Here is a 20,935-nt window from a genome sequence, read left to right on the forward strand (position 1 = left end):
GTTTTCATATGCTGAAAGATGGTCCACGGCGGCTGCGGACATTCGCACTCGCTTTAACGGCAGCTCTCCTGCCCCTCTCCTGTTACGCGGCCCCTTCAAAAGCCGAGGTCGAGGTGCAGTTCGAAAAATGGGTGCAGGCCGACCTCTGGCCGGAGGCGAAGGCGAACGGCATTTCGGAGAAGGTCTTTCAAGCCGCTTTCTCCGGCATCACGCTGAACTGGAACTTGCCCGATCTTGCGCCGCCCGGTTTCCCGCCGCCGAAGGAGCAGAAGCAGACGCAGGCCGAATTTTCCTCGCCCGCTCCCTATTTCAACGAGGAGCAGTTGAAGAAGCTTGCCGCAACGGGACGCGGCTTTGCCGCCCAATACGGCTCGACGCTGAAGCGGATCGAAAAGACCTATGGTGTGCCGGGCTCGATCGTGCTGGCCATCTGGGGCCGGGAGACGGGCTTCGGTGCGGCGAAGATCCCGAATTCGGCGATCGAGGTGCTGGCGACCAAAGCCTTCATGTCGACGCGCAAGGAGATGTTCCGCACCGAGCTGGTGGCCGCACTCCATATTCTCGACGGCGGCGACGTCACACCGGCCAACTTCAAGGGTTCGTGGGCGGGCGCACTCGGCCAGCCGCAATTCATGCCGACCAGCTATCTAAAATATGCCGTGGATTTCGATGGCGACGGTCACCGCAATATCTGGACCTCGGTGCCCGATACGCTCGCCTCGATCGCCAATTACCTGGTCAAGAAAGGCTGGCAACGCGACCGCGACTGGGGCTTCGAGGTGTCGATACCCGAAGCGGTCTCCTGCGCGCAGGAAGGACCCGATCTGGCAAAACCGCTGTCGCACTGGGCCTCGCTCGGCATCGACCGCATCTCCGGCAAGGGCTTTCCCTCCGGCGAGATGAAGGCTGAGGGCATGATGCTGGTTCCGGCGGGCCGCGACGGACCGGAATTCATCGTCACCCCGAATTTCTACATCATCAAGGAATACAATAATTCCGATCTCTACGCGCTCTATATCGGCAACCTCGCCGACCGGATCGCCTATAATGGCGGCGCCTTCCAGGGCAGATGGGGCGATGTCGGCAAGATGCTGCGCTCGGACGTCGCCGCCATGCAGAAGGCGCTGGAACGGCAAGGCTATGATGTCGGCGGCTCCGACGGTCTGCCGGGCTACAAGACGCGGCGTTCGATCGGCCAGTGGCAGGCAAAGAACGGCATGAAGCCGACATGTTTTCCCGAGGCGACGATGAAGGGCAAGCTGAAGTAGGCGGCTTTAGAGACTGCGTTTCAAACCTTCATGGCTGGCGACGAAACCGAGCTTCTCGTAGAAGCGGATCGCATCCCCCCGCGTCTTGTCCGATGTCAGCTGCACGAGGCCGCAGCCGCGCTCGGCGCATTGGGCGATCGCCCATTCGATGAAGTGCGCGCCGAGGCCGGAGCCGCGAAGATCGCTTGCGACACGCACGCTTTCGATCTGGCCGCGACATGCCCGTCCTCGAAAGGCCGGGAACAAAACTCAGCTGCAGACAGCCGACGACCCGATCGGCCGCATCGGTTGCGACGGCCAGAAGCTGATTGGCGTCCGCCTCGATCGCGGCAAAGGCCGAGAGGTAACGCGCGTCGACGGGATCCGAAACGATCTCCCTGCTGCCGCCAAGATCGTCATCGGCCAGAAGCCGGACGATGGCAGAAAGATCGGATTGGCGGGCGAGCCTCAATCTATACATGCCTGATCTCTGCATATGGTCTCAATGATGCAGATCGATCGGCGCCTTGTGGAAGACGTCGTCGCCCGGCGGAATGGCCTGGCGTTCGATCATGCGGTGGACATGCAGCGGACCTTCGCCGCGGTGAAGCGCACGCAGCCTGTCGGTATTTTCGGCATCGGCCTGCGTGCGCCGCTGGTTGTGTCTAATGTATTCGACCCAGGTCGGCGTATGGTAGGTTTCCGTCCAAAGGCTGGGATTTTCGAGATCACGCATCAGAGCCCAGTTGCGGGCGCCGTCGCGGATGCGGATACGGCGGCGTTCGCCCATCAATTCCATGAACTCGGCAAGGTCCTCATCTCCGATCTCGTAATCGACCTGGATGACGATCGGGCCGCTGCGCGGCGTGATGTCGAGACTGAGGGCCGGTTCGGTGAAGCGGTTCAGCGGGTCGAGATTGAGCGAGGCGAAGGCCGGCATCGAAAAGCGCAGGCCGATCGCGATGCCGAGCAGCATGACGACGGATGACATCAGCAGCGCATCGGCAACGCCATAGCGATCGGCGGCAACACCCCACAGCCAGCTGCCGCCGGCGATGCCGCCGAAGGTGACGGTCTGATAAAGCGACAGCGCCCGGCCGACCACCCAGCGCGGCGTCGAAAGCTGGACGATGGTGTTGAACAGCGAAAGTGCGGAGACCCAGCAGGCGCCGGAAACGAGCAGCCCGGCTGAGGTGAGGACGGCACTCGGGCTGAAGGCGGCGATAACAGCACTCAGTGCAAAGCCGGCAAAGGAGAGACGGATGATCATCTCGCTGGAAAGCACCTGGCGAAGCCTGGCATTCAGCACCGCGCCGCCGATCGCGCCGATGCCGAAGGCACCGAGCATGAAACCATAGGTTAACGGCCCGCCGGCAACGAGATCGATCGCAACGACCGGCAGCAGCGCCAGGATCGAGCTGGCGCCGATGCCGAAGAGCAGCCCTCTGACGAGGACCTTTTCGAGATTGGGCGACATCGAGACATAGCGCAGGCCGGCAAAGATGGCGCTGCCGAGCGCCTCGCGCGGCAGGGTCGAGACGGGCGCGGCTGGCCGCCAGCGCAGCAGGGCATAGATCAAGGCGAAGTAACTCAGCGTATTCACTGCGAAGGCCGCGGCCGCGCCGGCAGCCGCGACGATGACGCCGCCGATTGCCGGGCCGACGCTGCGGGTGATGTTGAAACCCATGCTGTTCAACGTGACCGCGGCCGGCAGATCGGCGCGCGGCACCATGTCGCCGACCGAGGCCTGCCAGGAGGGATTGTTGAGCGCGGTGCCGCAGCCGATCAGGAAGGTGAAGAAGAGCAGCAGCCAGGGCGTGATCCAGCCGAGAAGGGCTGAGGCCGTCAGCAGCGCCGAGACGGTGAGCATCATGCACTGCGCCGTCAGCATGACCCGGCGGCGGTCATAATTGTCGGCCAGCGCACCCGATATCAGCGAAAACAGCATGATCGGCAGCGCCGTCGAGGTCTGCACCAGTGCGACCATGTCCTCCGATGCGGTGATCGTCGTCATCATCCAGGCAGCGCCGACCGCCTGGATCAGGCCGCCGAAATTCGAAGAAAGGCTCGCAAACCAGATGGTGCGGTAGGTATCATGCCGCAAAGGCGCCAATGTCGACGAAGTGTAGGCCACGATTTCTCCCGCTTTTGTTATTGCGCGCCAACGGCAATATATGCGCAAGACCGGCGCTGGCCATAGGCCTCATCACGTCGCCGGAAGCGAATTGGCCGAATCGGTCGCAGACCTTGCAATTTCGGAAAAACCCGACTATATGCCTCTCAAATTCTTGATCGCTTGATGAAGAGTGGGCCGCAAGGACCCGCTCTTTTTTATTAGCGCGATCGCCGAAAAAGCATGAAATTGCGAGGAGCGCACCGCTTGTCGGATCTGACAAACGCAGACAATGAACGTGAGCCGCGGCTGATTACCGAAACCGGGCTCGACCAGCGTCTTGCCGATATCATCGAACCCGTTCTCGTCGACCTGGGCTTCCGCCTTATCCGCGTCCGCATGATGAACCAGAACGGTGCGACGATGCAGGTCATGGCCGAACGCAACGACGGCACGATGACGGTCCAGGATTGCGAAGAAGTCTCGATGGCGATTTCTCCCGTCCTCGATGTGGAAGATCCGGTCGATAAAGAGTATCATCTGGAAGTGTCTTCGCCCGGCATCGACCGTCCGATGGTGCGGAAATCCGATTTCGTCCGCTGGCAGGGCCACCTTGTGAAATGCGAGACGTCGATCTTGATCGACAATCGCAAGCGCTTCCGCGGCAAGATCGTCGAAGCAGGCACAGATGGTTTCACGCTCGAGCGTGACCAGATCGCCTATGGGGAAGAGCAGAAGGTCACCATTCCCTTCACGGCGCTTAGCGATGCGAAGCTCATTCTGACCGACGACCTGATCCGCGACGCATTGCGCGCCGACAAGCTGGCGAAAGCCCAGGCCGCCAACCAGAACGAAGCGGACGACGAAGAATAACCGATCAACAGACCGCTCCAGGGACGGGAACCCTGGAGTAAAGACGGAGAAACAAGACAATGGCAGTCAGTGCGAACCGGCTCGAACTTCTGCAGATCGCAGATGCAGTGGCGCGCGAAAAAGTCATCGACCGCGAGATCGTGCTGGCCGCAATGGCCGATGCCATCCAGAAGGCGGCACGCTCCCGTTACGGCACCGAGTCCAACATCCGAGCCGACATCAATCCGAAGACCGGCGAAATCCGTCTGCAGCGCCTGCTTGAAGTCGTGGAGAAGGCCGAGGATTATTCGACGCAGATCCCGCTGGAGCTTGCCCGCGACCGCAACCCGGACGCCGCACTCGGCGACTTCATCGCCGATCCGTTGCCGCCGATGGATTTCGGCCGTATCGCCGCACAGTCGGCCAAGCAGGTAATCGTGCAGAAGGTGCGTGAAGCCGAGCGCGACCGTCAGTTCGACGAATTCAAGGATCGCGTCGGCGAAATCGTCAACGGTACCGTCAAGCGCGTCGAATACGGCAACGTCATCGTCGATCTCGGCCGTGGAGAAGGCATCATTCGCCGCGACGAAATGATCCCGCGCGAAAACGTCCGCTATGGCGATCGCGTCCGTGCCTATGTTTATGATGTCCGTCGCGAGCAACGCGGTCCGCAGATCTTCCTATCGCGCACGCATCCGCAGTTCATGGTGAAGCTGTTCACCATGGAAGTGCCGGAGATTTACGACGGCATCATCCAGGTGAAGTCGGTCGCCCGCGACCCGGGTTCGCGCGCCAAGATCGCGGTGATCTCGAACGACAGCTCGATTGATCCGGTCGGCGCCTGCGTCGGTATGCGCGGCTCACGCGTTCAGGCCGTCGTCGGCGAACTCCAGGGCGAAAAGATCGACATCATTCCGTGGAGCCAGGACCCGGCGACCTTCGTCGTCAACGCCCTGCAGCCGGCTGAGGTCGCCAAGGTCGTTCTCGACGAGGATGCCGAGCGTATCGAAGTCGTCGTTCCCGACGAGCAGCTGTCGCTTGCCATCGGCCGCCGCGGCCAGAACGTGCGCCTCGCTTCGCAGCTGACCGGCTGGGATATCGACATCATGACGGAGGCCGAGGAATCGGAACGCCGCCAGAAGGAATTCAACGAGCGCACCAACCTGTTCATGGATTCGCTCGACGTCGACGAGATGGTCGGCCAGGTTCTGGCTTCGGAAGGTTTTGCCGCGGTCGAGGAACTGGCTTATGTCGATCTCGACGAAATCTCTTCGATCGACGGTTTCGACGAGGAGACGGCGCAGGAAATCCAGCAGCGCGCCCGCGAATTCCTCGAGCGTCTCGAAGCCGAGATGGACGAGAAGCGCAAGGCGCTCGGTGTTCAGGACGAACTGCGGGAAATCAACGGCATGACCGCCCAGATGATGGTGGCGCTCGGCGAAGACGGCATCAAGACGATCGAGGACTTTGCCGGCTGCGCTGCCGACGATCTCGTCGGCTGGTCGGAGCGCAAGAACGGCGAAACGAAGAAGTTCGAGGGTCTGTTCTCGAAGTTCGACGTGTCGCGCGTCGAAGCAGAACAGATGATCGTCCAGGCCCGCCTTTCGGCTGGCTGGATCACGCAAGAGGACCTGGATAAGGGGACCGAAGAAGAGGTCACCGAAGCCGAACAAGAAGCATGATGACCGCGCATGAACCGGACGCTCCTCTCGAGGACGACGATCTTGCAGGGTATGACGTGAACGGACGCATGTGCATCGTGACGCGCGAAAGCGGATCGCCGGAAGAGCTGATCCGCTTCGTCGCCGCTCCCGATGGAACAGTTGTCGCCGACCTGAAGCGCGAGCTTCCGGGACGCGGATGCTGGGTGAAGATCGACCGGTCGCTGGTCGACAGGGCAGTGGCGAAGAAGCTCTTCGCCCGCGCGCTGAAGACGGATGTAAAGGCGGCGGACGATCTCGGCGCGAGTGTCGATCGGCTGCTCGCGGCGCAATTGATGCAGATGATGAACATGGCGCGGAAAGCCGGCCAGTTCGTCAGCGGGTCCTCGAAAGTGGATGCCGCAGTCAGAAGCGGAGCAGCCCTTGCGGTGTTCCACGCGACTGGCGCAGCGGACGACGGCGTCCGGAAAATCGACCAGGCCCGCAAGGCCTGGCACCTCGGAATGGAGACCGAGGAGGAGATACCTTCCTTCCGTCTCTTCTCGGAGAGCGAAATGGAAGGCCTGATGGGCCAGAATGCTTTTATCCATGCCGCAGTGCTTGCAGGGCAGGCGGGTGAAGGTGTAGTGAAGCGCGCAAAGATGCTCGAACAGTACCGTATTGGCGGTCAGTCCCGGGCAGCGGGCGGCGCTGGCCGGCAAAAACAATGAGGCGGTCACCGGCATCGGCCGGTCCCATCCTCATTGATCGACAGTATTGAACGACAGGGTCTGATCTAGTCATCGCTCCCTGTCCGAAGGAACGGGAACGAATGACCGATAGTAACGACGACAAGACAATCAGCGTAGCGGGCAAAAAGACACTCACCCTGAAACCATCGGGGATGAGCCAGGGCACCGTTCGCCAGGATATGGGTCGAGGTCGCACCAAGGCGGTCGTCGTCGAGACCCGTAAGCGGCGCCCGATGCGCCCCGAAGATGAAAAGCCGATCACACCCGTCGCTCCGGCGGCCCCTGTCCGCGCAGCCGAACCGGCGCCCGCACCCGTCGTGCAGGCGCGTCCGCAGCAGCCGACGCCGGCACCGCGGGTTCAGCAGGGCAACAACAACCAGACGAACCAGCGTCCGCCGCAGCAGTCTCACCAGCCGCCGCGCCAGAACGATCGCCCGCGCCCGGTGGTGCTGAACCACCTGTCGCCGGAAGAGATGGACGCCCGCCGCCGCGCACTCGCCGACTCCCAGGCGCGTGACGCCCAGGATGCGATCCGCCGCGCCGAGGAAGAAAAGCGCCGTGCCGCCGAAGAGGTGATCCGCAAGGCCGCCGAAGCGGAAGAAGCTGCCCGCAGGGCCACTGAAGAGGCTATCCGGCAGGCTGAAGCTCCCGCTGTTGCTGAACCCGCAGTCGCAGAACCGGCTCCGACCGAAGCACGCTCCGACGCGCCACGGCCGCCGCAGCCTGCATCGCCGGCACCGGCCGCACGCCGGCCCGATGCAGCTGGAGCACCCGCTGCCCGTCCGGCGCCCGGCGCTGCCGTCCCCGGCGCCGTTCGCGGCCGTCGCGAGGAAAAGGAAGACGACGATCGTGGCGCAGCGCGCGGCGGTCCTGTCCGTGGCCGCGTTGTTCGCCCGGAACCCGCAAAGCCGGTCACCACGCGTCCGAAGACGGATGAAGAGCGCCGTCGCGGCAAGTTGACGATCACCACTGCCAACGTCGACGGCGAGGACAATGCCCGCGGTCGTTCGCTCTCGGCGATGCGTCGCCGGCAGGAAAAGTTCCGCCGCGGTCAGATGCAGGAAACCCGCGAGAAGATCTCCCGCGAGGTGGTTCTGCCCGAGACCATCACCATTCAGGAACTGTCGCAGCGCATGTCCGAACGCGCTGTCGACGTCATCAAGTACCTGATGAAGGAAGGCCAGATGATGAAGCCGGGCGACGTCATCGACGCCGACCTTGCCGAACTCATCGCCGGCGAATTCGGCCATACGGTCAGGCGCGTGTCTGAATCCGACGTCGAACTCGGCATCTTCAACGTGTCCGACGACGATGGCGAACTGGTTTCGCGCCCACCCGTCGTTACCATCATGGGCCATGTCGACCACGGCAAGACCTCGCTGCTCGACGCCATCCGCCACGCCAACGTGGTCTCCGGCGAAGCCGGTGGCATCACGCAGCATATCGGCGCCTATCAGGTGGAGCAGAACGGTCAGAAGATCACCTTCATCGATACGCCCGGCCACGCCGCCTTCACGGCAATGCGTGCCCGCGGTGCGCAGGCGACCGATATCGCGATCCTGGTCGTCGCAGCCGACGACAGCGTGATGCCGCAGACGATCGAATCGATCAACCACGCCAAGGCGGCCGGTGTTCCGATCATCGTGGCGATCAACAAGGTCGACAAGCACGAGGCTGATCCGCAGAAGGTCCGCAACCAGCTGCTGCAGCACGAAGTCTTCGTGGAATCCATGGGCGGTGAAGTGCTTGACGTCGAGGTTTCGGCCAAGACCGGCAAGAACCTCGACAAGCTGCTCGAGGCGATCCTGCTGCAGGCGGAAATTCTCGATCTCAAGGCCAATGCGAACCGGACCGCTGAAGGCACTGTCATCGAAGCCCAGCTCGATCGTGGCCGTGGTTCGGTCGCGACCGTGCTCGTCCAGAAGGGCACGCTGCGTCCCGGCCAGATCATCGTCGCCGGCGACGTCTGGGGCCGCGTGCGTGCTCTCGTCACCGACAAGGGCGACCATGTTAAGGAAGCCGGCCCGGCAACGCCGGTCGAGGTTCTCGGTCTTTCCGGTACGCCGCAGGCGGGCGACAAGTTCGCCGTCGTCGAAAGCGAAAGCCGCGCCCGCGAAATCTCGGAATATCGTCAGCGTCTGGCCCGCGACAAGGCGGCTGCCCGCCAGTCGGGACAGCGCGGTTCGCTGGAACAGATGATGATGCAGCGCCAGAGCGTTGGCATCAAGGAGTTCCCGCTGGTCATCAAGGGCGACGTGCAGGGCTCGATCGAAGCGATTGCCGGCGCGCTGGAGAAGCTCGGCACCGACGAAGTCCGCGCCCGCATCGTCCATTCGGGCGCCGGCGGCATCACCGAGTCGGATATCTCGCTCGCCGAAGCCTCGAACGCGGCCATTATCGGCTTCAACGTTCGTGCGAATACGCAGGCACGCCAGTTCGCCGAGCGCGAAGGCATCGAAATCCGCTACTACAACATCATCTACGACCTCGTGGATGACGTGAAGGCAGCGATGTCGGGCCTCTTGTCTCCGGAGCGGCGCGAAACCTTCATCGGCAATGCCGAGATCCTCGAGGTGTTCAACATCACCAAGGTCGGCAAGGTCGCAGGTTGCCGCGTCGTCGAAGGCAAGGTCGAACGTGGTGCGGGCGTCCGCCTCATCCGCAACGACGTCGTCGTTCACGAAGGCAAACTCAAGACGCTCAAGCGCTTCAAGGACGAAGTGTCCGAAGTGCCGATGGGTCAGGAATGCGGCATGGCCTTCGAAAACTACGAGGACATGCGCGCCGGCGACGTCATCGAGTGCTTCCGCGTCGAGCATATCACGCGCACGCTCTAAGCTGCTGCGCCTGAACTTTTCCGAAAGCCATCCGCCAGCCGGCGGATGGCTTTCGGGCATCTGCCGACTTGACCTTTTGGACCAAAAGAGTCATGGACGCTCTCCTTTGACGGGTTCGATTCCCAGCCGCATCGGCAAATAGAGATAACAATGACCAGACCAACTTCTTCCGCGCCTTCGCAGCGCATGCTGCGCATTGGCGAACAGGTTCGCGCCGCTATCACCCAGGTGCTGCAGCGCGGCGAAGTGCGTGACGACGTCATCGAGGCGACCGTGATCTCGATCTCGGAAGTGCGCATGTCGCCGGACCTCAAGATCGCCACCGCCTATGTGACGCCGCTCGGCGTTTCCGACCACAGCGTCGTCATTGAAGCCCTGAACCGCCATACGAGGTTCATCCGCGGCCGGCTCGGGCCGCAGCTTCGGCAGATGAAATACATGCCGGAGGTGCGCTTCCGCGATGATACCAGCTTCGACAACTACAAGAAGATCGACGAGCTGCTGCGTTCGCCCGAGGTGAGCCGCGACCTCGACGGCGATAATGACGAACAATAAACAGAAGAGACGCATGTCCAAACCACGCAAACCCAAGGGCCGGCCGATTTCCGGCTGGCTGATCCTCGACAAGCCGGTGGATTTCGGCTCGACGGAAGCCGTTTCCAAGATCAAGTGGCTCTATAAGGCTGAGAAGGCCGGTCATGCCGGCACGCTCGATCCGCTCGCCTCCGGCATGCTGCCGATCGCGCTCGGTGACGCGACAAAGACCGTTCCCTACGTGATGGACGGCCGCAAGATCTATGAATTCACGGTGAGCTGGGGCGAGGAGCGCGCGACCGACGACCTCGAGGGCGAGGTAACCAAGAGTTCGGACAAACGCCCGAGCGAACAGCAGATTCGCGATATCCTGCCTGGATATATCGGCACTATCAGCCAGGTGCCGCCGCAGTTTTCCGCTATCAAGATCGCAGGTGAACGCGCCTATGATCTGGCACGCGAAGGCGAAACCGTCGAAATCCCCTCGCGTGAGGTCGATATCTTCCGGCTGACTTTGCTTGCCTGCCCGGACGCCGACAGCGCACATTTTGAAGTGGAATGCGGCAAGGGCACCTATGTCAGGGCGCTGGCGCGCGATTTCGGCCGCGAGCTCGGCTGCTACGGCCATGTGTCCGGGCTGCGGCGCACCTTCGTCGCGCCTTTCGCGGAAGAGGCCATGGTGCCGCTCGCGGATCTCGTGGCACTGGAAGCGATCGAGGATCTGGACGAGCGCCTGGCGGCCCTCGACGCGCTGCTGATCGACACCTGCGAAGCGCTATCCTCCCTGCCCCATCTCGTCATCAACGACGACCAGGCGCACCGGTTGAAGATGGGCAACCCGATCCTGGTGCGTGGCCGCGATGCGCCGGTTGCCGAAAGCGAAGCCTATGCGACGGCCCGCGGCAAGCTGATCGCGATCGGCGAGATCGGCCAGGGCGAGTTCCGCCCGAAGCGGGTTTTCGCCTGAGCCTATCTGGCTTTCTGACAACGACAGCGATTGTCAGCCGGTAGAGATGCGATATCTTCCCTGTCGGGCCATAGCGGCCCGAGGGGCCATGGGGGCCCGACAGAGGGAAAGATCATGCGCGGAACTGCAATCGGAATCCTGACGTTCTTTTCGATGTTTCTCGCCGTCTCCGGCGCTCGATCCGCCGAACGCTGGGCCGAGCTCCCGGCCTTTCCTTCGATGCCGGCGGCAAAGACGAGCGGCATGGCCGAGGTGAACGACATCAAGATGTATTACGCCGAATACGGCGAAGGCGACCCCATCCTGTTCATTCATGGCGGTCTTGGAAATGCCGAGGTCTGGGGTCACCAGGTCGCCGATTTTGCCAAAGATCATCTGGTCATCGTTGCCGACAGCCGCGGCCATGGGCGCTCGACGCGCAGCCAGCAACCCTTCGGTTACGATCTGATGACATCGGATTATGTGGCACTTCTCGACTATCTGAAGATCGACAAGGTGACGCTTGTCGGATGGTCGGACGGCGGCATCATCGGCATCGACATGGCAATGAAAAATCCGGAAAAGCTGACGCGCGTCATTGCCCAGGCAGCCAACGTCACGACCGACGGCGTCAAAGCTGACGTCATGGACAATAAGACCTTCAACGACTACATCAACGTCGCCGGCGAGCAGTACCGGAAGCTTTCGCCGACGCCGAACGAATACGACGCCTTCGTCAAGCAGATCTCCGAAATGTGGGCAACCCAGCCGGCCTGGACGGCCGCCGATCTTGGCAAGATCACGGTGCCGGTCACACTTGCCATCGGCGATCATGATGAAGCCGTAAAACTCGACCATACGGAAATGATGGCAAAACAGATTCCGGGCGCTAAACTCGTCATCCTGAAAGATGTGAGCCATTTCGCCATGCTGCAGGATCCTTCAGCCTATGACGGGATGATCCGGGGCGCCATGGCGGGCCGTTGAAGCCGCCAAGGATGACCCCTCTTTCCATCGATCCATATTTGGTTTATAGGCAGCGCCAGCATCGGGTACGCCCGTTTGCATTCACGGCCAAAGCTGGACGACATCCCGGCTTTTGGCGACTCTATCTCCTCCTCTTAGAAAGGATCACCCGATGTCGATCACTGCTGAGCGCAAGTCTGCGCTGATCAAGGAATATGCGACCGTTGAAGGCGATACCGGTTCTCCGGAAGTCCAGGTCGCGATCCTGACCGAACGCATCAACAACCTGACCGAACACTTCAAGGACCACAAGAAGGATAACCATTCCCGCCGTGGCCTGTTGACGATGGTTTCGAGCCGCCGCTCGCTTCTTGACTACCTCAAGAAGAAGGATGAAGGCCGCTATTCCAAGCTGATCACCAGCCTGGGTATCCGCCGCTAAGATTGTCCGGCGGGCGCTTTCCGAGCGCCCGCCGGATGTGTTTCGGGGCACGGTTCCCGATGAAATGTTCCAGCCGCGCCCTATCTTTTAGCGGTGGAAAGACCGGCAGACCCGGATGGGCCGGTTCTGCCAAACCAACCGTTGACCTGTCATGGGGCAGGATTGCCGGATGCTTTCGGCCAAGGCTTGTCAATGAGCTTTGGCCCGGTTTCTCAGGAACGCCTGAGGAAACCGAGGATGAAAAGCCTCCCGTTGTCTTGCCCGTGATACGTCACATTGATTGCGGTCGACTGTGCGCTGCGCCTTGATATCGGCGATGGCGCGTGCTCCCGCATTGAAGGACAAGAGATGTTTGATACACACACAGTGGAAATCGAGTGGGCCGGCCGCCCGCTGAAGCTCGAAACCGGCAAGATCGCCCGTCAGGCCGACGGCGCGGTTCTCGCCACCTACGGCGAAACCGTCGTTCTCGCCACCGTCGTCTCGGCCAAGGCGCCGAAGGCCGGCCAGGACTTCTTTCCGCTCACCGTCAACTACCAGGAAAAGACCTACGCGGCCGGCAAGATCCCCGGCGGCTATTTCAAGCGTGAAGGCCGTCCGAGCGAGAACGAGACCCTCGTTTCCCGCCTGATCGACCGCCCGATCCGCCCGCTCTTCCCGGAAGGCTACAAGAACGACACGCAGATCGTCGTCACCGTCATCCAGCACGACCTGGAAAACAATCCCGACGTGCTGTCGATGGTTGCCACCTCGGCAGCGCTGACGCTGTCCGGCGTTCCCTTCATGGGCCCGGTCGGCGGTGCGCGCGTCGGCTACATCAACGGCGAATACGTTCTCAACCCGCATCTCGACGAGATGGACGAATCGAGCCTCGATCTCGTCGTCGCCGGCACCTACGACGCCGTGCTGATGGTGGAATCCGAAGCCAAGGAACTCAACGAAGACGTCATGCTCGGCGCCGTCATGTTCGGCCACAAGGGCTTCCAGCCGGTTCTCGACGCGATCATCAAGCTCGCCGAAGTGGCCGCCAAGGAGCCGCGCGACTTCCAGCCGGCAGACTACTCCGCTCTCGAAACCGAGATGCTCGGCCTTGCCGAAGGTGAACTTCGCGAAGCCTACAAGATCACCCAGAAGGCCGACCGTTACGCCGCCGTCGACGCCGTCAAGGCGAAGGTGAAGGCCCACTTCCTCCCCGAGGAAGGCGAAGCCAGGTACACGGCCGAGGAAGTCGGCGCGATCTTCAAGCATCTGCAGGCAAAGATCGTCCGCTGGAACATCCTCGACACCAAGAGCCGCATCGACGGCCGCGATCTCGCAACCGTTCGTCCGATCGTTTCGGAAGTCGGTCTTCTGCCGCGCACCCATGGTTCGGCGCTGTTCACCCGCGGTGAAACGCAGGCGATCGTCGTTGCCACCCTCGGCACCGGCGAAGACGAGCAGTATGTCGACAGCCTGACGGGCATGTACAAGGAGCGCTTCCTGCTCCATTACAACTTCCCTCCCTATTCGGTTGGCGAGACCGGCCGCATGGGCTCCCCGGGTCGCCGCGAAATCGGCCATGGCAAGCTCGCATGGCGCGCGATCCGTCCGATGCTGCCGACGCCTGAGCAGTTCCCCTACACGCTGCGCGTCGTCTCCGAGATCACCGAGTCGAATGGCTCGTCCTCGATGGCGACCGTTTGCGGTACCTCGCTCGCGCTGATGGACGCCGGCGTTCCGCTGGCAAAGCCGGTTGCCGGTATCGCCATGGGTCTGATCCTGGAAGGTGATCGCTTCGCTGTTCTGTCCGACATTCTCGGTGACGAAGACCACCTCGGCGACATGGACTTCAAGGTCGCCGGTACCGCCGACGGCATCACCTCGCTGCAGATGGACATTAAGATCGCCGGTATCACCGAAGAGATCATGAAGGTCGCCCTTGGCCAGGCCCAAGGCGGTCGCGCCCACATCCTCGGCGAAATGTCCAAGGCCATCACCGAAAGCCGCGGCCAGCTCGGCGAATTTGCTCCGCGCATCGAAGTCATGAACATCCCGGTCGACAAGATCCGTGAAGTCATCGGCTCCGGCGGCAAGGTCATTCGCGAAATCGTCGAAAAGACCGGCGCGAAGATCAACATCGAGGATGACGGCACCGTCAAGATCGCCTCTTCCTCCGGCAAGGAGATCGAAGCGGCCCGCAAGTGGATCCACTCGATCGTTGCCGAACCTGAGATCGGCCAGGTCTACGAAGGCACGGTCGTCAAGACCGCCGACTTCGGCGCCTTCGTCAACTTTTTCGGCGCCCGTGACGGCCTCGTCCACATCTCGCAGCTCGCTTCCGAGCGTGTTGCCAAGACGCAGGACGTCGTCAAGGAAGGCGACAAGGTCTGGGTCAAGCTGCTCGGCTTCGATGAACGCGGCAAGGTTCGCCTGTCGATGAAGGTCGTCGACCAGGCCACCGGCCAGGAAATCCCGAACGAGAAGAAGAAGGAAGAAGCGGCCGAATAAGCCGCCTTCCAGGTTCAATACCGGGCGCGGGAATGCTTCCGCGCCCTTTTTGTATCCTAAAGCGCGGCGCGATCTTTCAGATCGTTAGCGCATAACCCCGAAAGTCGGAATGGATTTTCGGAAAGGGTTATGCGCAGATTCTAAAGTGATAGAGCGTCTTTAGCGTGTCTGAAAAGACGCGCGGCGCTCTAGCCGCACTTCAGGTCTTTGGTTTTGCGCATGTCGTGCTCGCAAAACCGCTGAACACTTTTGCACGACACGCTTTAAGACGAGACGAGACCATGAGCAGCGAGACGCTGAAGACCCTGTTCCATCCCTTTGCCAGCGGCACAGTCGCAGCGCCCGGCGAGGGCGAGCGCGTGCTCTTCCTCGGCGCCGAGGCAGGCTTTGCGCTGCCGGAAGGCTTTGCCGCCTCGCTCAGCGCCGTCCAGGGCTTCCGGCCGCTCTATCGGCAGCTGATGGCCCAGCGGATCGAAGCGAAGCCGGAGATCGACGGCGAGGACTACGATGCGGCTCTGGTGCTCTGCACCAAGCACAAGGGTGAGAACGAGGCCAATCTTGCCGCTGCTATCGCCCGTACGCGGCTCGGCGGCCTGATCGTCGTTGCCGGCGCCAAGGAAGATGGCATCCAGCCGCTACGCAAGCGGATGGAAGGTTTCAATCTCGCGGTCGACCACATGCCGAAATATCACGGCGTCGCCTTCTGGTTCGGCCGGCCGGCGGATGCAGACGAGATTATCTCCAAGATGGCAAAGGCGCCGGTGCGCGTCGACGGCCGTTTCAATGCGACCGCCGGCATGTTCTCGCATGACCGCATCGATGCCGGATCGGAACTGCTCGCCTCGCGCCTGCCTGAGGATTTCACCGGCGACGTTGCGGATTTCGGTGCCGGATGGGGCTATCTCTCCGTCGAGATGGCGCGGAAGTCGCGTGGACTGACGCGCCTCGACCTCTACGAGGCCGATCACGCGGCTCTGGAGGCTGCCAGGGATAATCTGGCTGAGAATTGCCCGAACGCGCCTGCGCGCTTCTTCTGGCACGATCTGGCGGGTGAGCCGGTCAAGGATAAATACGATCTCGTCATCATGAACCCGCCCTTCCATGAGGGACACGCGGCCGAGCCGGCGCTCGGCCAGGCAATGATCAAGACTGCCGCATCCGCCCTTCGCGGCGGCGGACGCCTGATGCTCGTCGCCAATCGCGGCCTGCCTTACGAGCCGGTTCTGGCGGCGAATTTCAGGGAAAGCGGCGAAACCTGCCGCAACGCCCGGTTCAAGGTTCTCTGGGCGAAGAAATAGGCTCAAGCGGCCTCGATACGATCTATCGACAGAAAAAGGCCGTGCGCATCATCTGCGTACGGCCTTTGAGTTTCAATCGATAGTGTTTATTCGACGTCCGCTTTGCGCAGCGTTTCCAGCGTCGGCATGGAGGTGACGTTGAAGCCGGCGTCTACGAAGTGGATTTCGCCGGTGACGCCGGAGGAAAGGTCGGAGAGCAGGTAGAGAGCCGAGCTGCCGACCTGATCGATGGTCACGGTCTTACGCAGCGGCGCATTGCGCTGGTTCCAGGAGAGGATCGCGCGGGCATCGGAGATGCCGGCGCCGGCAAGCGTGCGGATCGGGCCGGCGGAAATGGCATTGACGCGGATGCCGCGCGGGCCGTAATCGGCGGCGAGATAGCGCACCGAAGCCTCGAGCGCTGCCTTGGCGACGCCCATGACGTTGTAATTCGGGATGACGCGCGTCGAGCCATTATAGGTCAGCGTCAGCATGGCACCACCATCTTCCATCAACGGAGCGCAGCGCTTGGCGATCTCGGTGAAGGAGAAACAGGAAATGACCATGGTGCGGCTGAAATTCTCGCGCGTCGTATCGGCGTAGAGACCCTTCAGCTCGTTCTTGTCGGAAAAGCCAATGGCATGGACGATGAAATCGAGCTTGCCCCAGCGCTCGCTTATCGCGTCGACGACGGCATCGACCGAGGCGACGTCCTCGACGTCGCAGGGCAGCACGAAATCCGAGCCGACCTCGGCAGCAAGCGGCTTGACGCGCTTGCCGAGCGCATCGCCTTGATAGGTGAAGGCGAGTTCCGCACCCTGTGCGGCGAGAGCTTTTGAGATCCCCCAGGCGATCGAGTGGTTGTTGGCGACGCCCATGACGAGCCCGCGCTTACCCTGCATGATTCCCGTCATATTATTATTTATCCGTTATAGCGCTGGAAGACGAGCGTGGCGTTGGTTCCGCCGAAGCCGAAGGAATTGGAGAGGGCAATGTCGATCTTGGCGTCGTCGATACGCTTGCGCACGATCGGCACGCCTTCGAATTCCGGATCGAGCTCGGTGATATGGGCGCTTTCGCCGATGAAGCCTTGCTGCATCATCAGCAGGGAATAGATCGATTCCTGCACACCGGCAGCGCCAAGCGAATGGCCGGTCAGCGACTTGGTCGACTGGATGTGCGGGATCTTCGAGCCGAAGACTTCGCGGATGGCGCCGATTTCCTTGCTGTCGCCGACCGGCGTCGATGTGCCGTGCGTGTTGACGTAGTCGACATCGCCTTTGACGGTGGCGAGCGCCTGGCGCATGCAGCGGATAGCGCCTTCGCCTGAGGGCGCGACCATGTCGTAGCCGTCCGAGGTTGCGCCGTAGCCGACGATTTCGGCGTAGATCTTAGCACCGCGGGCCTTGGCGCGCTCCAGCTCCTCGAGCACCAGCACACCGGCGCCGCCGGCGATGACGAAACCATCGCGGTTGACGTCATAGGCGCGCGAGGCGCTGTCCGGCGTGTCGTTATATTTGGAGGACATGGCGCCCATGGCGTCGAAGAGGTTGGACATCGTCCAATCGAGATCCTCGTGGCCGCCGGCGAACATCACGTCCTGCTTGCCCCACTGGATCATCTCGGCGGCGTTGCCGATGCAATGTGCCGAGGTCGAGCAAGCCGACGAAATCGAATAATTGACACCGTGGATCTTGAACCAGGTGGCGAGTGTGGCCGATGCGGTCGAGGACATCGCCTTCGGCACGGCGAAGGGGCCGATGCGCTTCGGGCTGTTGTTCTTAATGGTGATTTCGGCGGCTTCGATCAGGGTGCGGGTGGACGGACCGCCGGAGCCCATGATGATGCCGGTACGCTCGTTCTGAGCGTAGTCTTTCTCTTCCAGGCCGGAATCGGCAAGTGCCTGCTTCATGGCCACATGGTTCCAGGCGCCGCCCTGCGACAGGAAGCGCATGGCGCGGCGGTCGACCAGTTCGGCAAGTTCCGCCGAACCGAGCTTCGGACTGCCCCAGACCTGGCACTTGAACCCATGTTCGGCGAAATCGCTCGAAAAGGAGATACCCGACTTTGCCTGCCGCAAGGATTCGGTGACTTCGGCTGCGTCGTTTCCGATCGAGGACACGACACCCAGACCTGTGACAACTACCCGTCTCATCTGATCAAACCTTTGTTGTTTTCGTCAGCCGCTCGAAATGCGGTTTCAGGCCGTCTTGTCTTTCGATAGACCGACGCGAAGGTCGGCCGCCTGATATATGGTCTCGCCGTCCGCCTTTAGCCAGCCGTCGGCGGTGCCGAGGACCAGACGGCCGCGCATGACACGTTTGAAGTCGATGCCATATTCGATCAGCTTCGTCTGTGGCCGGACCATGCCCTTGAATTTCACTTCGCCGGTAGAAAGCGCCATGCCGCGACCTTCTTCGCCGAGCCAACCCAGAAAGAAACCGGTCAGCTGCCACATGCCGTCGAGACCGAGGCAGCCCGGCATGATCGGATTGCCTTCGAAATGGCAGGGAAAATACCAATCGTCGGGACGAACGTCGTATTCGGCCCTGAGGTAGCCCTTATCGAAGGTGCCGCCCGTTTCGGAAATCTCCGTGATGCGGTGAACCATCAGCATAGGCGGCAGGGGCAGCTGCGCATTGCCGGGGCCGAACAGCTCGCCATGTGCGCAAGCGATGAGTTCTTCATACGAGAAGCTGGACTGTCTGGTCGTCATAAAGTTTCTGTTTCCCCCCGCGTCAAGCCGATGGATGTGAACGTGTAGTCCAAGTTCTTCAGAAAATGAAGCACAAGCAAGGCAGCTTCATTCATCTCCCCGGACCAGGCTTGCGCCATTATTTGGTGGTCGCATACAGGAAGGCTAGGGCTGGGACCAGACCTATTTGCGTCAAAAGCCCGTTTTTGCCGCGTTTATCAGGCTCCCGTCCCCATTGAACTATTGAAAGGCTCCGATGCAAAAGTTATACCCCTTAAAGAAACATGATTGCTTTATGCCAGAATAACCGGAGTTGGTTTTGATGACGGGTGCATTCCCGATCGCAATAGAGGTAAGGCTGCGCGGTGCAGGCCTGCGCCCCACCCGCCAGCGCGTCGCGCTCGGCGACCTCCTGTTTGCCAAGGGCGACCGGCATTTGACCGTCGAGGAACTGCATGAGGAGGCGGTTGCCGCCGGCGTGCCGGTGTCCTTGGCAACCGTCTACAACACGCTGCATCAGTTCACGGAAGCTGGTCTCATCCGCGTTCTCGCCGTCGAGAGCGCCAAGACCTATTTCGACACCAATATTTCCGACCATCACCATTTCTTCGTCGAAGGCGATAACGAGGTGCTCGACATTCCCGTCAGCAACCTGACGATCGCCAATCTGCCGGAACCGCCTGAGGGCATGGAGATTGCCCATGTCGACGTGGTGATCCGCCTGCGGGCGAAGCAGGGCTGACGACACCTCTAAAGCGCGTCATGCGACGCCCTTTAGATCTTTATTTTTGCATGTCGCTTCACATGACATCGTCTGGATGCCGGCCGGGCTTGTGCCTGTAGGTCGGGAAAGTCCAGCCGAACCACAGGGCTCCACCGCGCACGGCAAAGGCCGCCACGACGCCGCAGGCAGACGCCAGATAGAGCTGCATTCCGAGCGCATTGGCGAGCGTGAAGACGCCGGCACCGATGAGGGCTGCGGTCACGTAGATTTCCGGCCGCAACAGCACCGAAGGCTCGTTTGCCATCAGATCGCGCAGGATGCCGCCGAAGGTCGCCGTCAGCGTGCCGGTAACGATCGCGATGGTCGGCGAGCCGGTGGCGGCGAGGCCCTTGGCGGCGCCGATCACGCAATAAGCGGCAAGGCCGATCGCATCCAGCCAGATCAGCAGGCGATAGCGCGATTCCAGCAGATGGGCGGTGAAGAAAACGATGACGCCCACGATGCAGCAGACGAGGATATAGGCGGGGTTCAGCACCCAGAAGACCGGCACGCGGCCGAGCACGATATCGCGCACGGTGCCGCCGCCCGTTCCCGTCACCATGGCGAAAAACAAAAATCCGATCAGGTCCAGTTGCTTGCGCGAGGCCGCGAGCGCGCCTGTCGCGGCAAACAGCGCAATGCCGGCATAATCGAGATAGACGAGCAAGGACATGCGAACCTCGGAACCGGCAGAAGTTTCAGAGCATGATGCCGAAAAGTGTGAGCGGTTTTCGGACGACATCATGCTCTACCTGTTCTCGGGAAAGAACCACGGCGGCAAGGGCGGCGCAAGGCGGCGGCGTCATAAAGCGAAGGTCTTTATTCGATGCATGTCGTTGTCCCAAAACCGCTGCACACTTTTGGACGATATGCATGAGGCTACAGAGCCTTTACCCAAAAGAGGAAAGCCGTGAAAACGCTGGTGCTCGCCGTTCTGAATATCGTCCTGCTGCTTGTCATGCCGGCTGTCGCCCTCAGTCAGCAATCGCTGATTTCCGATCCTGAGATCTACGAGAAGAAACATTTCCAGGAGCAGTGCAAGACGGCCGAATTTGCCGACGGCTTCATCATCCGGCAGGACATCAACAATGATGGCCTGATCGACGCGGTGGTCAACGAAGGCCAGCTGACCTGCGACGGGCAGAAGGGGCCGCAATGCAACGACGACGGCTGCACCTATAATTTCTATCTGCAGGTTGCCGAGGGCGGTTATTTCATGATCGCGACGGCACAGATCTATGGCTACGATTTCGTCCAGCGCTTCGGCAACATGGTGCTGGCGATGAAGATGCATCCGCGTTTCTGCGACCGCACCGAAGGTGATCCCTGCATCGTGACGGCACGCGTCCGCGGCACGAAATTCGTCACCATCTCGAAAAAATAG

General features: G+C 61.4%; 19 protein-coding genes and 1 pseudogene. 14 read left to right on the plus strand and 6 right to left on the minus strand.

From position 1 onward, the window contains the following. Positions 1 to 8 precede the first annotated feature (8 nt). Positions 9 to 1,268 carry a lytic murein transglycosylase gene (locus A6U98_RS24615; RefSeq protein ID WP_156667895.1) on the plus strand — a complete coding sequence of 420 codons (1,260 nt, stop codon included), beginning with the start codon at positions 9 to 11 and terminating at the stop codon, positions 1,266 to 1,268. Between the two features lie 6 nt (positions 1,269 to 1,274). On the opposite strand, the pseudogene A6U98_RS24620 reads toward A6U98_RS24615, so the two are convergent. Continuing rightward, positions 1,275 to 1,728: pseudogene (locus A6U98_RS24620) on the minus strand (GNAT family N-acetyltransferase). A gap of 21 nt (positions 1,729 to 1,749) precedes the next feature. Then, on the minus strand, positions 1,750 to 3,429 hold the full coding sequence (locus A6U98_RS24625; RefSeq protein ID WP_184499382.1) for an MFS transporter: 1,680 nt from the start codon (positions 3,427 to 3,429) through the stop codon (positions 1,750 to 1,752). Between the two features lie 198 nt (positions 3,430 to 3,627). Between A6U98_RS24625 and rimP the strand changes: the two genes are divergently transcribed. From rimP to A6U98_RS24675, 10 genes are all read left to right on the plus strand, one after another. Further along, complete coding sequence (gene rimP / locus A6U98_RS24630; protein ID WP_003544329.1) at positions 3,628 to 4,233, plus strand: ribosome maturation factor RimP; 606 nt, start codon at positions 3,628 to 3,630, stop codon at positions 4,231 to 4,233. Between the two features lie 59 nt (positions 4,234 to 4,292). After that, positions 4,293 to 5,894, plus strand: a complete 1,602-nt coding sequence (nusA, locus tag A6U98_RS24635) for a transcription termination factor NusA (protein ID WP_027682237.1) — start codon at positions 4,293 to 4,295, stop codon at positions 5,892 to 5,894. Beyond that, positions 5,891 to 6,583, plus strand: a complete 693-nt coding sequence (locus A6U98_RS24640) for an RNA-binding protein (RefSeq protein ID WP_017989926.1) — start codon at positions 5,891 to 5,893, stop codon at positions 6,581 to 6,583. Before nusA ends, A6U98_RS24640 begins: the two co-directional genes overlap by 4 nt. A gap of 101 nt (positions 6,584 to 6,684) precedes the next feature. Beyond that, complete coding sequence (gene infB, locus A6U98_RS24645; protein ID WP_064653556.1) at positions 6,685 to 9,441, plus strand: translation initiation factor IF-2; 2,757 nt, start codon at positions 6,685 to 6,687, stop codon at positions 9,439 to 9,441. A 150-nt stretch (positions 9,442 to 9,591) separates the two neighbouring features. Then, positions 9,592 to 9,996: a 30S ribosome-binding factor RbfA gene (rbfA, locus tag A6U98_RS24650; protein ID WP_064653558.1), complete on the plus strand. Its 405-nt coding sequence runs from the start codon at positions 9,592 to 9,594 to the stop codon at positions 9,994 to 9,996. Positions 9,997 to 10,009: 13 nt separating this feature from the next. Continuing rightward, the gene (gene truB, locus A6U98_RS24655) at positions 10,010 to 10,942 is read left to right on the plus strand and encodes a tRNA pseudouridine(55) synthase TruB (RefSeq protein ID WP_064653559.1); all 933 of its coding nucleotides are present in this window, start codon (positions 10,010 to 10,012) and stop codon (positions 10,940 to 10,942) included. Between the two features lie 114 nt (positions 10,943 to 11,056). Continuing rightward, entirely contained in the window at positions 11,057 to 11,908 is an 852-nt protein-coding gene (locus tag A6U98_RS24660; protein ID WP_064653561.1) for an alpha/beta hydrolase, read from the plus strand. Positions 11,909 to 12,059: 151 nt separating this feature from the next. After that, complete coding sequence (rpsO, locus tag A6U98_RS24665; protein WP_003544317.1) at positions 12,060 to 12,329, plus strand: 30S ribosomal protein S15; 270 nt, start codon at positions 12,060 to 12,062, stop codon at positions 12,327 to 12,329. A gap of 348 nt (positions 12,330 to 12,677) precedes the next feature. Next, a complete protein-coding gene (gene pnp / locus A6U98_RS24670) occupies positions 12,678 to 14,816 on the plus strand; it encodes a polyribonucleotide nucleotidyltransferase (protein WP_064653732.1) in 2,139 nt (712 codons plus the stop codon). Between the two features lie 281 nt (positions 14,817 to 15,097). Next, on the plus strand, positions 15,098 to 16,114 hold the full coding sequence (locus A6U98_RS24675) for a class I SAM-dependent methyltransferase (protein WP_064653563.1): 1,017 nt from the start codon (positions 15,098 to 15,100) through the stop codon (positions 16,112 to 16,114). Positions 16,115 to 16,200: 86 nt separating this feature from the next. On the opposite strand, the gene fabI is transcribed toward A6U98_RS24675, so the two are convergent. Genes fabI through fabA form a run of 3 tightly spaced genes read right to left on the minus strand, consistent with a single transcriptional unit; the run spans position 16,201 to position 18,809 of the window. Then, the gene (fabI, locus tag A6U98_RS24680) at positions 16,201 to 17,007 is read right to left on the minus strand and encodes an enoyl-ACP reductase FabI (protein ID WP_064653565.1); all 807 of its coding nucleotides are present in this window, start codon (positions 17,005 to 17,007) and stop codon (positions 16,201 to 16,203) included. A gap of 8 nt (positions 17,008 to 17,015) precedes the next feature. After that, complete coding sequence (fabB, locus tag A6U98_RS24685) at positions 17,016 to 18,248, minus strand: beta-ketoacyl-ACP synthase I (RefSeq protein ID WP_012759646.1); 1,233 nt, start codon at positions 18,246 to 18,248, stop codon at positions 17,016 to 17,018. A gap of 45 nt (positions 18,249 to 18,293) precedes the next feature. After that, the gene (fabA, locus tag A6U98_RS24690; RefSeq protein ID WP_011649939.1) at positions 18,294 to 18,809 is read right to left on the minus strand and encodes a 3-hydroxyacyl-[acyl-carrier-protein] dehydratase FabA; all 516 of its coding nucleotides are present in this window, start codon (positions 18,807 to 18,809) and stop codon (positions 18,294 to 18,296) included. 301 nt (positions 18,810 to 19,110) lie between these two features. On the opposite strand from fabA, the gene irrA reads away from it, so the two are divergent. After that, positions 19,111 to 19,530 (plus strand): iron response transcriptional regulator IrrA, encoded by a 420-nt coding sequence (gene irrA / locus A6U98_RS24695; protein ID WP_064653567.1) that lies wholly within the window; start codon positions 19,111 to 19,113, stop codon positions 19,528 to 19,530. Between the two features lie 58 nt (positions 19,531 to 19,588). Here the strand turns inward: irrA and A6U98_RS24700 are convergent, their stop codons facing one another. After that, positions 19,589 to 20,224, minus strand: a complete 636-nt coding sequence (locus A6U98_RS24700; protein ID WP_064653569.1) for a trimeric intracellular cation channel family protein — start codon at positions 20,222 to 20,224, stop codon at positions 19,589 to 19,591. Between A6U98_RS24700 and A6U98_RS36255 the strand changes: the two genes are divergently transcribed. Beyond that, positions 20,223 to 20,465 carry a hypothetical protein gene (locus A6U98_RS36255; protein ID WP_082933983.1) on the plus strand — a complete coding sequence of 81 codons (243 nt, stop codon included), beginning with the start codon at positions 20,223 to 20,225 and terminating at the stop codon, positions 20,463 to 20,465. The genes A6U98_RS24700 and A6U98_RS36255 overlap by 2 nt on opposite strands. Continuing rightward, positions 20,462 to 20,935: a hypothetical protein gene (locus tag A6U98_RS24705; RefSeq protein ID WP_064653571.1), complete on the plus strand. Its 474-nt coding sequence runs from the start codon at positions 20,462 to 20,464 to the stop codon at positions 20,933 to 20,935. The genes A6U98_RS36255 and A6U98_RS24705 overlap by 4 nt, the downstream gene beginning before the upstream one ends.

This window comes from Rhizobium sp. WYCCWR10014, from assembly GCF_001657485.1.
Lineage (GTDB): Bacteria > Pseudomonadota > Alphaproteobacteria > Rhizobiales > Rhizobiaceae > Rhizobium.

Bases quoted from the DNA above. Each gene is read 5' to 3' on its own strand.
- A6U98_RS24675 (WP_064653563.1), top strand. From the start codon at position 15,098: ATGAGCAGCGAGACGCTGAAGACCCTGTTCCATCCCTTTGCCAGCGGC.
- truB (WP_064653559.1), top strand. From the start codon at position 10,010: ATGTCCAAACCACGCAAACCCAAGGGCCGGCCGATTTCCGGCTGGCTG.
- rbfA (WP_064653558.1), top strand. From the start codon at position 9,592: ATGACCAGACCAACTTCTTCCGCGCCTTCGCAGCGCATGCTGCGCATT.
- A6U98_RS24700 (WP_064653569.1), bottom strand. From the start codon at position 20,224: ATGTCCTTGCTCGTCTATCTCGATTATGCCGGCATTGCGCTGTTTGCC.
- pnp (WP_064653732.1), top strand. From the start codon at position 12,678: ATGTTTGATACACACACAGTGGAAATCGAGTGGGCCGGCCGCCCGCTG.
- rpsO (WP_003544317.1), top strand. From the start codon at position 12,060: ATGTCGATCACTGCTGAGCGCAAGTCTGCGCTGATCAAGGAATATGCG.
- fabA (WP_011649939.1), bottom strand. From the start codon at position 18,809: ATGACGACCAGACAGTCCAGCTTCTCGTATGAAGAACTCATCGCTTGC.
- nusA (WP_027682237.1), top strand. From the start codon at position 4,293: ATGGCAGTCAGTGCGAACCGGCTCGAACTTCTGCAGATCGCAGATGCA.
- A6U98_RS36255 (WP_082933983.1), top strand. From the start codon at position 20,223: ATGCGAACCTCGGAACCGGCAGAAGTTTCAGAGCATGATGCCGAAAAG.
- A6U98_RS24660 (WP_064653561.1), top strand. From the start codon at position 11,057: ATGCGCGGAACTGCAATCGGAATCCTGACGTTCTTTTCGATGTTTCTC.
- fabB (WP_012759646.1), bottom strand. From the start codon at position 18,248: ATGAGACGGGTAGTTGTCACAGGTCTGGGTGTCGTGTCCTCGATCGGA.
- A6U98_RS24640 (WP_017989926.1), top strand. From the start codon at position 5,891: ATGATGACCGCGCATGAACCGGACGCTCCTCTCGAGGACGACGATCTT.
- infB (WP_064653556.1), top strand. From the start codon at position 6,685: ATGACCGATAGTAACGACGACAAGACAATCAGCGTAGCGGGCAAAAAG.
- A6U98_RS24615 (WP_156667895.1), top strand. From the start codon at position 9: ATGCTGAAAGATGGTCCACGGCGGCTGCGGACATTCGCACTCGCTTTA.
- irrA (WP_064653567.1), top strand. From the start codon at position 19,111: ATGACGGGTGCATTCCCGATCGCAATAGAGGTAAGGCTGCGCGGTGCA.
- fabI (WP_064653565.1), bottom strand. From the start codon at position 17,007: ATGACGGGAATCATGCAGGGTAAGCGCGGGCTCGTCATGGGCGTCGCC.